Genomic DNA, 12,927 nt, shown 5'->3' on the forward strand with positions numbered 1-12,927 from the left:
CTGTCTGGGAAGTATACAAATTCATACATGTTAATACAGTTGCTCCGTTCGGAACCTTTAGAACCAAGATTAGAAAATGGAAAAAGATTGCACTATAACTTCCAGTTTGCCAACTTGCCCTTTGAGAGAGGAGAAATCCCTTTCCCATAGGGCTTTTTCTATTTATACGGATATTCGCAAACTACAAGATAAAGCCAAAACTTCATATACTCTAAGCACAAGGAGGTTGAGGTTTGGCTATGAATAACAGTTTAGCAGAAGTACACCCGGAGCTTGTTTCGGAGTGGTCGGAAAAGAATTTAACGCTTACGCCTGATGACATTACTTTCGGTTCAAATAAAAAAGTATGGTGGAGAGGTGCTTGCGGTCATGAATGGCAGGCAAGAAATGTTGGAAACAGATATAGAGAATGAACTTGTAAAAAATGTTACTTCTCTACTGATGGAATTAGGCACTGGTTTTGCTTTTATGGGACAGCAGTATCATCTTGAAGTTGGAGGAAAAGATTTCTATATAGACCTTCTGTTCTATAACACAAAGCTTAGATGTTATGTAGCAATAGACCTTAAAACTGGCGAGTTTAAGCCAGAACAGGCAGGAAAGATGAATTTTTATTTATCTGCTTTAGACGATTTAGTGAAAGCTCCAGAGGATAATCCATCAGTGGGACTTATTTTGTGCAGAGATGAAAATAGAACAATTGCAGAGTATGCATTGAGAGATATGTCAAAACCGATTGGTGTCAGTGAATATCACTTATGCACGGATTTACCGTTAGATTTGAAAAATGCATTACCTGCCGTAGAAGATATTAGAAGTAGAATTGATATGAAAAAGTAATTTGTGCAGACCGTCTGCACAAATTGCAAATTTAAATTGCATTGAACAAAAAGCCTTTATGGGCGGAAATTTTCAATGGAATAAAAATGACAGATATGTTGTATCAGTGTTATTGGCTGAAGGATAATACATAGTAAAAGTGTTCTTAGAGATTTTGGACTCCGTGAATCCAAAATCTATACGGCTGTTATTGAAGATTTATATATTGCTTAGATTGTTGCCACAGTGAGGCAACAATCTAATTGTGCAGACGGTCTGCACAAATTGCAGGATAAAAGTTCATTGAACAAAAAAGCCTTTATAGGCTGTAATTTTCAATGAAAACAAAAACTTTACTTTTAACATTGGTTGAGTTAAAAAGAAATAAATTGAGTTAAGCGGAAAAATATCAAATGCCAGTTGCTTTTTCACTCTCGAGATGATATTATTAGTATATATACTAATAATATTTGAAGAGAGGTGATATATTTGCGGAGAGACAGCAGTGAAACAAAGAGGAAAATACTGACTGTGTGCGTCCGTCTCTTTCTGGAACAGGGGTATAAAAACACCACTGTCAGTCAGATTGTGGACGAAGCAGGTGTTGCAAGAGGAAGCTATTTGAATCTGTTTCCCACCAAGGATAAAATTTTGCTGGACTTGACCGAAACGATGTTCGGCGGACAGTTCGGCGTGGCAAGAAGCATTGCAGACAGCAAGCTGCCGCCGGTTTACGCCTATGCGGTGGAAACGGCGATCCAACTGACGCTGACCGAGCTGAACGAGAACCTGCGGGAAATCTACATTGAAGCCTATTCCCTGCCCGAAACATCGGAGTATATCTACCTGCATACCACGGCAGAGCTGAAGCAGATTTTTGGTGAAAATTTCCCCGATGATACCGAGAGCGACTTTTACGAGATGGAAATCGGCACGGCGGGACTGATGCGCAGCTATATGGCGAGAAAATGTGATATTCATTTTCCGTTGGAACGCAAGCTCAGCCGTTTTCTGACGGCGGCGATGCGGGTGTATCGTGTACCGGAGGCAGAGCAGGCAAAGGTGCTTGCCTTTATTCAATCATTAGATATTAAAGCAATTGCCACAGAGGTTATGTATAAACTGTTTGCCATGTTGGAAATGAAATACGATTTTAAGCTGTCAAAGAACGGCGAAATGGAGGAAACAAGATGAAGAAACGATTATTCAGTATCCTGCTTGCTCTGTGCATGGTGCTCTGCCTTGTGCCGACCACGGCATTTGCCGAGAGCGAGACGGAAGAACCGCCTGTATGCACCTGCGAAACGGCCTGCACGGCAGAAGCAATGAACGCAGATTGTCCCATCTGCGGCGCAGAGGGCGCTTTGCCGGAAAACTGCGAATGCAGCGAGCCCATTGAGAACGCAGAGCCGGAAGGCGAAGAGAACGAAGAACAGTCGGAGGGGGAAGTGTCCGACCCCCAGCCGGAGACAGCCTTGACATCGTTAATTGGCGGGAGCGAGACGGTAACAGAAGTCAGCACCGCGGATGAGCTGACTGCGGCTGTTGCTGATTCTAAGGTCAACACCGTCAAGCTGACAGGGGACATTAGCATCAGCAACTCCCTGACCGTCAACCGCACCGTGACGCTGGACCTGAACGGTCATGTGCTCAAATACGAGAGCGCAAACAAGGGCAGCGTGATTGTGGTCGAGGGCGGCGGGCAGCTGACGATCGAGGACAGCAATACGAGTAATCTCTCGCACAGATTCAATCCGAATGGCAAACTGTGGGTGCTGGACGAGGCAAGCGGCACAGAGACCGTCACCGGCGGCGTCATCACCGGCGGCACGGGCTATCCGATTCTGCTATATGGCTCCTACTACCATTATGGCGGCGGTGTGTATATCGCATCCGGCGGGCAGTTGACCATGACCGGCGGCAATATTATCGGCTGCTCCGCGACGTACGGCGGCGGTGTACATATTGATGGTGAATCGGGTCAGTTCTCTATGTCCGGCGGCAGCATCGCCGGATGCGTCGCCTCCATCATCGGCGGCGGTGTTCGTGCTTCCGGCACGTTCAAAATGTCAGGTCAGGCGGTCATTCGCAGCTGCACCGCCGAAAGCGCGACCCAATTTGTTTTCGGCGGAGGCGTATATGTCAACGGCAGCAGCAGCTTTGAAATGTCTGGTGAGGCAAAAATCAAAGGCTGTCAGGCAATCTCCAACTCTTCCCATTCTTCCAACGGCGGAGGCGTATATGTCAGCAGCAGCAGCAGCTTTGTGATGTCTGGTGAGGCAAAAATCGAAGACTGTAAGGAAATCTCCAACTCTTCCAAATCTTCCAACGGCGGGGGTGTCTTTCTCGCAAACGGTACGTCGCTCACCCTGTCGGGCAACGCCGTGATTCAAAATTGCACGGCAACGAATTCCGTCAACTCCGGCGAAGCCTATGGCGGCGGTGTGCGCGCCTTTTATGTGAGGGAGATCACCTTGGCGGGCAGTGCGAGCATTGCCGGCTGTGCTGCGGCAAACGGAAGCGGACTATACATCACCGGCTCTACGACACCTGGCTATGGGATTCTTTACGCCAACGGCGGCTCGGTTGACGGCGACGTCGTGCTGGGAGATACAACAGAGGGTCCCTGTACCATTACAGGCTCCGGCGAGACTGTGTTCAAGGGCAAAGTGACCGTTACCCCCGGCAGCACCATCGAAAACGGTAAATTCAACGGCGAGGTCATCAACAACGGAACCATCACCGGCGGCGTTTTTAACAGCACAGTTTCCGGCAGCGGTATCATCAACGGCGGCACATTTAACGGCACCCCCGATCACATCACCGGCAGCGGCACGGAGACAGATCCCTATCAAATCAGCACCGCCGCGGGGCTGAAATGGTTCCGGGATAAGGTGAACGATGCAAAAACCGAAGAAGAAACCAAAATCTGCGCCGTGCTGACAGCAGCCATTGATTTGAATAACGAACCGTGGACGCCAATCGGAAACTATACCGAAGGAAATAAGATTTACTACGAGGGCACATTTGACGGCGGCGGCCACACCATTTCCGGCCTGAACGTTACGGACAACTTCAGGTATGCCAGTCTGTTCGGTGCTGTAAAAGGCGGCACGATTAAAAACCTGACAGTGGCAGGTAACGTATCCCATAATTATAATTTGACGGGTCTAGCCTGTCACGTCGGCGGCATTGTGGGCGGCGCTTTGGATGCTGCGACGATTGAAAATTGCAGCAACAATTGCAGCGTTACTGGCGGCAGTGGCGATTATATTGGCGGTATTGCTGGCAGTAATATTGACAATGCGAGAATCATCGACTGCTATAATGTTGGCACAATTACCGGCACAATTAATGGAACTGGCGGTGTTACGTGGCTTAACATGGGCACGATCTCCAATTGCTACAATGTTGGAACGATTAAAACACCCTATAATAGTGATGCTGTTGGCGAAATCGTTGGCCGTAATCATGGCACTGTAGAAAACTGCTACTATCTTGCCGGTACGAACCTGAACGCAGTTGGCCAAAACAATAGTAATGGCAACATTACAAAAACAGAGTCCAAAACCGCCGCAAACTTCGCCAACGACACGGTGCTGGCGCTGCTCAAGGCTGACCGCGACAATTCTCCATGGGACAGCTGCCAGTATGTGGCTGCGGCAAAAATAACCCTGCCCGTGTTCAAGGGACAGGGCGATGAACATACCCACAATGGGAACTGGACATCGAACGACAACGGCACCCACAGCCGCCGCTGCACCTGCAATGTCGTGGAAACACAAAACTGCTCCGGTGGCACGGCAACCTGCACCCAAAGAGCAAAATGCACAGTTTGCGGTGCGGAATATGGCGATGTTCTGGGACATGATTTTACTACCAGTTGGACACATGATGATAACGAGCACTGGAAGCAGTGTTCCCGTTGCGATAAAAAGGATGACGTAGGCCCTCATACTTGGGACAACGGTACGATAACAACAGCGCCTACCTGCACAAAAGCGGGCAAAAAGACATATAGCTGCACCAAGTGCGACGCAACAAAAATAGAGCCGATTCCAGCTACGGGCCATAGCTGGAAGTCCGATTGGACGTCCGATGCAACGCATCACTGGCATGAATGTGCCAATGAAAACTGCGATGTGACGGATAACGCGGGAAAGAAAGGCTACGCGGAGCACTCCGGCGGCAAAGCGACCTGCACCCAAAATGCCGTCTGTGAGTTTTGCAAGGCTGAGTATGGCGAAAAGCTGCCCCACGACTTCACGGCGGAGACCGTGGATGCAAAGTACCTGAAATCCGCCGCCACCTGCACGGAAAAGGCGGTCTACTACAAGTCCTGCGCAGTCTGCGGTCTGAGCTCCGAGGGCACGGCGGATGAGGCGACCTTCTTCTCCGGCAATGCGCTGGACCACAACTGGGGCGCTTGGACGCAGAACAGCGATGAAAAGACACACACCCGAATCTGTAAGCGTGACACCAGCCATACGGAAACCGAGAATTGCATCGATGCAAACAAAGACCACAAATGTGATATCTGCGATTATATAATCAGCGAGTGTGCAGACGATAACAAAGACCGCAAGTGTGATTATTGCGGCAAGAAGCTGATTGAGCACACCGGCGGGAAAGCGACCTGCAAGGACAAGGCAAAGTGCGAAGTCTGCGGTGCGGAATACGGTGAGCTTGATGCGAAGAACCACACCGACTTAAAGCACTTCCCGGCAACTGCGGCGACCAAGACCACCGAGGGCAATATCGAGTACTGGTACTGCGAAGGCTGCGGTAAATATTACAGCGACAAGGACGGTACAAAGGAAATCAAAAAAGCCGACACCGTAACGGCGAAGCTGAAGGACGATTCCAAATCTCCGCAGACTGGCGATACAAGCAACCTTGCTTTGTGGATTGCCCTGCTGTTTGTCAGCAGCGGTGCTGCCATTGGTACAACGGTTGTCAGCAGAAAGAAAAAGTACAACAAATAATTGAATAGCGTTCCCTTGCTCCAGCTTCCGAGCAAAACAAAAGCGTCGTAGCAATACGGCGCTTTTGTCGGAGAAAGAAAATAGCGGATAGAATTATTTTGGAGGAATGAAAATGAAGAAGAAACTTCTCGGTAAGAATCCGGAACTTGTATTGTATAAGAAAAGATGAAAATAGAGAAAAATAGTAAGCCATTGGAGTTAATGATTTCAGTGCAAGCAAAGGAATTTTGAGGTGTTAGCAAACTGCTTCTGATAGAAAAGAAAGTGAGGTGCAGGTATGAGAAGCAAGAGTCCTGAACTTATGAGTGAAATAAAAAAGTATATCGAGGATTATTACCTGCAAAACAGACAATCCCCATCGACTACAAAAATTGCTGAAGCTGTTGGCATTGCCAGAGGTACAGCATATAAATACTTAGTAGAGATGGCTGAGAAGAATATGATTGAGTACGACGGGCAGGAGATTCGCACCAATGTGACCCGTAAGTACAGTGGCGAACAAACACAGACACCGATTGTAGGTTCTATTCCTTGTGGCAGTCCTCAGTATGAGGAAGAAAATATTGAAGAATATGTATCACTTCCTACTGCTATTTTCGGCAAAGGAGATTTCTTCATATTAAGAGCAAGCGGTCAGTCTATGATTGAAGCAGGGATTGATGACGGCGACCTTGTGGTTGTTAAAAAGCAGGTAGAAGCCAAAGAGGGCGATATAGTAGTTGCCCTTGTGGATAATCAGAATACATTGAAACGGTACTTCCGAGATGATGAGAATAAGAAAATCATTCTCCATCCGGAAAATAAGAAGATGAAAGACATCATTGTAGATGAGTGCTGCATTCAGGGTGTGGCTTGTCACATCATCAAAGAACTATAACAGAGGACAGACGAATGAGAACACTTGAAGGAATTCGCTATCTAATCAATTTGGATAGTGCGGAAATACAACAGAACTTTGCCGGAGGAGTTGCACCGCCGGACAAGGTGGAGTCGGAGGTGGACACAACTTGAGTATTTATATGTCAAGAGCCGAGTTGGAAGAAATCAGCGAAGGCTTGATAACAGCTTATGCTAATAAGTTTAGCAATCGAGTGATTCAATCCATCGACATAGAACATTTCATTACAGAATTTCTTATGTTACGAATTGAATACGCTTCTTTCGCAGAAGATGATGCAGGCAGGATTGGTTTTCTGGCAGATGGAGCAACACCACTGCTGATACATCAGGACGGAAAAATTATTCCCTTTGTTTTCCCGAAAGATACCATCATACTTGATAAATTTCTTCTTGCCGAAAAGGAGCAAGGACGTCGCAGGTTTACAATGGCACACGAAGCGTCACATCATATCTTGAGTAAGATGTATGCAATGCCGAGTGAAGGACGCTTTCATGCAGAGTATGACAGTGAGCGTAGTTATTCCAAAGAGGAACTGGCTCAGATGTTTGCGTCTGTTGAGTGGCAGGCAGATACAATGGGAGCTTCGCTTCTTATGCCGAGAAGGATTATTGAAAATGCCTTGGCGAAATATAATCAGTCAAATCCGATAAAAGTTTATGGTGATAATACCATTGCTTCAAAGGAAAAAGCAGTTATTCGTAGAATGGCAGCTTATATCGGAGTATCTTATACAGCCTTGGTTATCAGATTGAGAGATATGGGACTATTTGAGTATCACAATATCCTTGAATACATTTCCAATGAATTAAATCTTGGAGGTGTTTCGCAATGAGGTTATACTAAGATATTTCATGATAACTTAGACAATATTCAGAAAAAAGTGGAGCAGATAATAGAAATTTAGAATCGTTTAAAAATCTATCTAAAGAGGTGTTTGCACCTCTTTTTTTGCACAAATTTTTCATCATTTGCACACATACCGTGTTCTTGAAGTTGCCAGGGAAAGAGAGGTTCCGTTTCAGGCAACCAGATTGGAAACGAAAGAAGAAGCACAGAATGCTCCGACACCGGTTACAACCTATGTATTGTTTTATAATGGAGAATACCTTACGAATGAGCAGATGAATGATAAAAGATTTATAAAGCTTCTGGATGGGATGGAAAAATAAATGAGCAAATTCGAACTCTACTCTCCGTAGGTTGAGGATATACATACGCTGAAATAGAATGGTGTCATGGATTGCAGTTACAGCAGGAAGAAGCCGTATCCACAGGGCAATACAGAGGCGAGATTTAAAATGAATGGTGTGAAGATAATCTATTTATACTGCAATCAGAGTGGTCTGTTTTAGGAAGAAACGTCAAACCATGCGCTTACGAAATGTCTGCTGCTTTTTTGTTCTATAAGAAAATGCCATTACCAGAAAATGAATTATTTAAGAAAAATGGGAATAGAATAATGACAGAAGCAGCTGACTGTGCTAGAATATGCATGAAATGTATTACCAAAATATAAAGAAATTTCAAAAAATGGGAATAGGAGATAGTGATATGCAGTTTATGGTAAGGCAAAAGTATCTAGATGAATTGATTGAATTATATGGGACGCCAGATATAAAAGTAATCACGGGCATCAGACGGAGCGGCAAGTCTGTTTTACTGCAGGAATTTATCACTTATCTGCAGTCGTTAGAGGAAAAGAGCAATATTGTAATGATAAACCTTCAGGAATTAGAGTTTGATCATTTGCTGGAATATCATGCATTGCATAAGTATATCCTGGGTCAATATAAAGAAGGAATGAATAACGTATTATTGATTGATGAGGTTCAGATGTGCCCTCAGTTCGAACTTGCAATCAATAGTATTTATACAAAAGGAATCTATGATATTTATGTTACCGGATCAAATGCATTTTTGTTAAGTTCAGATCTGGCAACACTTTTTACTGGAAGAACGATGGAAATAAAGGTATATCCTTTTTCTTTTGTGGAATATCTGACTTATTATGGAATTACGGATGGGTATGATGATGCATTTGATCAGTATGTCCGAACCGGTGGTATGCCAGGAGCTTATGTATATAAGACAGAGGATAGACAGTATGATTATATCAGAGATGTGTATGGGACTATTCTTATAAGAGATTTGGTTGAGAAATATAGAATAAGAAATACATCAGAGTTTGCCAGTATATCTGAATTTATGATGGATAATATTGGCAACCTGCTTTCTCCCAATAATATCTGCAAGACATTAAATAATGACCAAAGAGAGATTACCAGAAAGACAGTATCAAAATACATTGGTTATTTAGAGAACGCATTTCTATTTTATGAGGCAAAACGGTATGACCTAAAGGGGAAAAAATATCTCGAAAACAATAGTAAGTTTTATCTTTGTGATCCAGCATTTCGATATGCAGTCAATGGTACACGAAATATGGACTTTGGAAGGGTTTATGAGAATATTGTTTATCTGGAGTTACGAAGGAGAGGTTATGAGGTATATGTTGGTAAACTTTATAAAAAAGAAGTGGACTTTGTAGCAAAGAAACGAGACACACTGATATACATTCAGGTAAGTGACAATATTTCAGATGAAACAACATTTGAGAGGGAATATTCGCCATTGCTTGCAATACGAGATGCATATCCTAAGATGGTAATTGCAAGGACACATCATGAAACTTATGATTATCAGGGTGTGCAGGTGGTCGATATTTGCAGATGGCTGCGATGCAGATAGATGAATTCCAGTTTGTATAATTAAGAAAATCGGGAGTCAACAGGACAAATCCTTTTTACAGGATCATCCTTGATGGAAATGTTTCCTGTCTGTGAAATTGCACGAAGCTAGGGTATTGAACAAGTGATATATAAGATATATAATCGCGGCGTTAGTGGATTGAATACAGATGAGTTTCTGGAAAATATCGATACATTGCTTTTAGATCTTGAGCCATCAAAGATATTTATCAATATCGGTACTAATGATATTACAAAAGAACGATTTGGAGATCAGTGGATGTTACATTTAATGGATAATATCTGTAGAATCATGGAAATTATCAAATTCCGTATTCCAGATGTGGAAATTTTTATCATGGCGTTTTATCCTGCAAATCTTCACCTGCCATGGCAGACAGAACAATCAATCCAATGGATGAAACTCCGTACTCCTGAAAATCTTATATTATGTAATCATCGATTAAAAGAAATAGCAGAAAAATACGGTTGTCGTTACCTTGATTGTAATGAAGCACTTGTTGATGAACATGGTGAACAGAAATCGGAGTATGCCATTGATGGTGTACATATGTATGCAAATGGATATTTGAATGTTTTTAAGTCTTTAAAGCCTTATTTGTAATTCATGAAAGGGTTTTATTAGTGGAACAAAAAGTAAACAAATCGGAATTTCGAGGTGATACAGAATGCAGCACGAGTGTAAAATAACTGTTTTAGAGACAAAAGTATTTCCAGATCTTCAAGAAAAATATCTTGCTGATCCGAAATCAGGACCGTGTCCATGTTTTAAGGTTGGAGATACATTCCTTTTGAAAAGGACACCGCAACAGGATGATTTTTATCATCTTATGAATGGAAAATTCTGTGGAGAAGCATGGGATGCTATTAGTAGGTATGTTTATACAGCATTACAGGGTGGTTCGATTATGCATGGATGGACAAATGATGAAAGAATGATGATTGCTTGCTGTAATGATGGAACACGACCTGTAATTTTCAAGATCGAAAGAATTGATATACCGGAAAACGAAGATGAAAAGCAGTGGTTAGAAAAACACGATTTCAAGAATACTGCTGAAAATGCATATACAGGATAAATACAAATCGGAATTTGTGCGACCGATTACAGGAAGGAGAAGGATAATGGCTATCACATTAAAGAAAGCAATGAGAGAAGATATAGAAACCATATGGAAAATGCAAGTAGAGGCATTTACAGAGCTTTTAGATAAATATCAAGATTTCGATATGAGTCCGGCAACTGAAAGCTTAGAAAAAATAATCGCTAAATTTGAACAGCCTTGGACAACTTATTATTATATCGTTGAGAATGATATAGTTGTTGGTGCAGTACGAATAGTTAATAAAAACGATGGAAGTAGAAAAAGAATTTCGCCAATTTGGATTATGGGTGAATTTCGCAATAAAGGATATGCTCAACAAGCAATGATTGAACTTGAAAATATATATGGTTCTGACCATTGGTGTTTGGATACAATTTTACAAGAAAAGGGAAATCTACATCTATATGAGAAAATGGGATATGTTCAAACTGGAAAGGTTGAGCATATAAACGAAAAAATGGATATAGTATTCTATGAAAAAAATTGACGAAGAAATCAGACAGACAACTTTCAGTAATACGCTCTGTTGATGTGCTGATTTTTCTACGATATACTCCTTCAAAAAGGAGTGTGCTCTTATGAGTAGAGAAATTTATGACATCATCAATGACATGGCAGAAGTATTAAATGCATCGCAGATGCAGAAACTACAAGAGGTGTTAGCAAAACGGTTATCTGAAAATACTGTATCTGATTATTTGCAGACAACGAATATGGACTTTCTAGATATGTTTTTAACTGCAAAGCATTTAGAAGGGTGTTCTGACAAAACAATACGCTATTATAGGTGTAATATTGAAAAGATGTTGGATACAATAAATATTCCGGTCATAAAGATAACGACCGAGATGCTACGAAAATATCTTGTAGAGTATCAAACGATAAATAATTGTGGAAAGGTAACTATTGATAATATTCGTAGAAGTCTTTCCACATTTTTTTCGTGGCTAGAGGAAGAGGACTATATTATAAAAAGCCCAATGAAAAGAATTCATAAGGTAAAGACTGCCGTTATTGTAAAAGATACCATTCCAGATGAGAAAATAGAAATTCTTAGAGATAATTGTAATAATTTGCGTGATAGGGCAATGATTGATTTTCTGCTTTCAACAGGAATTAGAGTAGGCGAATTGGTAAGGCTGAACATTGATGATATAGATTTCTCTGAGCGGGAATGCGTGGTTTATGGCAAAGGAGACAAAGAGAGGAAAGCATATTTTGATGCTAAGACCAAAATTCATTTGTTGAATTATATTGAATCAAGGACAGATAATAATATAGCGTTATTTGTGTCGTTAAACAAACCACACAGTAGACTTACTGAAAGCGGTGTGGAGTTACGATTACGAGAAATGGGGAAGAAGTTAGGTGTAGAAAAGGTACATCCACATAAGTTTAGAAGGACGATGGCCACCAGAGCAATTGAGAAAGGTATGCCGATTGAACAGGTACAGAAAATTCTGGGACATGAGCAAATAGATACAACGCTCAGATATGCAATGGTTAATCAAAACAATGTGAAGCTATCGCATCGAAAATATATTTCATAGATTGACTTGTAACGCAAAAGACGTTACAATAAAAGAAAGATGGAGGTGTATTCTATGGGAAAAACAGCAACATTAAATATAAGAGTAAATCCAGATGTAAAAAAAAATGCAGAAAGTGTATTGGCACAATTAGGGATACCAATGGCTACTGCTATAGATATGTATTTAAAACAAATATCATTAGTAGGAGGAATTCCCTTTTCTATTGTATTACCAAAAGCAGCTAATTCAGTGAATGCAGATATGATGTCTGTTACACAGATTCATCAAAAGTTAGAAAAAGGATATGCCGATATAGAGAAAGGAAATGTTGAGGATGCAGCTAGTGCGTTTGTGGCATTTAGAGAGAGGCATTAATGAAGCAATATAAGGTAGAGATTACAAAAGAAGCTTTGCAGGATATGGAAGATATATACAATTATATTGCTATAGATTTGCTTGCTCCAGATAATGCAATGGGGCAATATAATCGCATTGCTGATGAAATACTTACATTAGACACTTTCCCAGAACGATTTAGGATTATGGATTCTGAGCCGGAAAAGAGAATGGAGTTGCGAGAATGCTCGTCGATAATTATTCAGTGTTTTATACAATCCGTGATGAAAGGGTAATTGTAACGGATGTGTTATACACGGCATCTGATATAGAAGCACGTTTGAGAGGCGAGCTATAAAAGCACGCGTTTATTTGAATTTACAGAACTACAAAGAAAGGATACATATTATGGAAGGAAGATTAATAGCATTTGTTATTTGGGTAATAATCGGCGTATTATTTATTGTAATGGGCATTTAT

At 41.9% G+C, this 12,927-nt stretch carries 13 protein-coding genes and 2 pseudogenes; all 15 read left to right on the forward strand.

What is annotated here, in order from left to right; translation table 11 throughout:
- Positions 1 to 98, forward strand: a 98-nt coding sequence (locus DW059_RS13440; RefSeq protein ID WP_117699133.1) for a ClbS/DfsB family four-helix bundle protein, incomplete at its 5' end; no start/stop codon positions are given.
- A gap of 141 nt (positions 99 to 239) precedes the next feature.
- A complete protein-coding gene (locus tag DW059_RS13445) occupies positions 240 to 413 on the forward strand; it encodes a zinc-ribbon domain-containing protein (protein WP_117699134.1) in 174 nt (57 codons plus the stop codon).
- A complete protein-coding gene (locus tag DW059_RS13450; RefSeq protein ID WP_330408426.1) occupies positions 388 to 840 on the forward strand; it encodes a DUF1016 domain-containing protein in 453 nt (150 codons plus the stop codon). Before DW059_RS13445 ends, DW059_RS13450 begins: the two co-directional genes overlap by 26 nt.
- 459 nt (positions 841 to 1,299) lie before the next feature.
- Positions 1,300 to 2,013, forward strand: coding sequence for a TetR/AcrR family transcriptional regulator (locus tag DW059_RS13455; protein ID WP_242986271.1), 714 nt, complete (start codon positions 1,300 to 1,302; stop codon positions 2,011 to 2,013).
- Positions 2,010 to 5,804, forward strand: coding sequence for a pectate lyase-like adhesive domain-containing protein (locus DW059_RS16575; protein WP_242986272.1), 3,795 nt, complete (start codon positions 2,010 to 2,012; stop codon positions 5,802 to 5,804). Before DW059_RS13455 ends, DW059_RS16575 begins: the two co-directional genes overlap by 4 nt.
- Before the next feature lie 301 nt (positions 5,805 to 6,105).
- A complete protein-coding gene (gene lexA, locus DW059_RS13465; RefSeq protein WP_227572943.1) occupies positions 6,106 to 6,681 on the forward strand; it encodes a transcriptional repressor LexA in 576 nt (191 codons plus the stop codon).
- Positions 6,682 to 6,811: 130 nt separating this feature from the next.
- Positions 6,812 to 7,537, forward strand: coding sequence for an ImmA/IrrE family metallo-endopeptidase (locus DW059_RS13470; protein WP_117699135.1), 726 nt, complete (start codon positions 6,812 to 6,814; stop codon positions 7,535 to 7,537).
- 169 nt (positions 7,538 to 7,706) lie between these two features.
- A pseudogene (locus DW059_RS16580) lies at positions 7,707 to 7,874 on the forward strand (YoaP domain-containing protein); the annotation flags it as partial.
- A 382-nt stretch (positions 7,875 to 8,256) separates the two neighbouring features.
- Complete coding sequence (locus DW059_RS13480) at positions 8,257 to 9,453, forward strand: ATP-binding protein (protein ID WP_117699137.1); 1,197 nt, start codon at positions 8,257 to 8,259, stop codon at positions 9,451 to 9,453.
- Positions 9,454 to 9,576: 123 nt separating this feature from the next.
- Entirely contained in the window at positions 9,577 to 10,077 is a 501-nt protein-coding gene (locus DW059_RS13485) for a GDSL-type esterase/lipase family protein (RefSeq protein WP_330408428.1), read from the forward strand.
- 64 nt (positions 10,078 to 10,141) lie between these two features.
- Positions 10,142 to 10,552: a TIGR04076 family protein gene (locus DW059_RS13490; protein ID WP_117699138.1), complete on the forward strand. Its 411-nt coding sequence runs from the start codon at positions 10,142 to 10,144 to the stop codon at positions 10,550 to 10,552.
- 46 nt (positions 10,553 to 10,598) lie between these two features.
- The gene (locus DW059_RS13495) at positions 10,599 to 11,066 is read left to right on the forward strand and encodes a GNAT family N-acetyltransferase (RefSeq protein ID WP_199534368.1); all 468 of its coding nucleotides are present in this window, start codon (positions 10,599 to 10,601) and stop codon (positions 11,064 to 11,066) included.
- 91 nt (positions 11,067 to 11,157) lie between these two features.
- Entirely contained in the window at positions 11,158 to 12,129 is a 972-nt protein-coding gene (xerA, locus tag DW059_RS13500; protein WP_117699139.1) for a site-specific tyrosine recombinase/integron integrase, read from the forward strand.
- 54 nt (positions 12,130 to 12,183) lie between these two features.
- On the forward strand, positions 12,184 to 12,486 hold the full coding sequence (locus DW059_RS13505; protein WP_199534370.1) for a type II toxin-antitoxin system RelB/DinJ family antitoxin: 303 nt from the start codon (positions 12,184 to 12,186) through the stop codon (positions 12,484 to 12,486).
- Positions 12,486 to 12,805 (forward strand): annotated as a pseudogene (locus DW059_RS13510) (type II toxin-antitoxin system RelE/ParE family toxin). Before DW059_RS13505 ends, DW059_RS13510 begins: the two are co-directional and overlap by 1 nt.
- Positions 12,806 to 12,927: the final 122 nt, after the last annotated feature.

Origin of the sequence: Roseburia sp. AF42-8, assembly GCF_003435965.1 — a bacterium.
Taxonomy (GTDB): Bacteria; Bacillota; Clostridia; order Lachnospirales; family Lachnospiraceae; genus Roseburia_C; species Roseburia_C amylophila.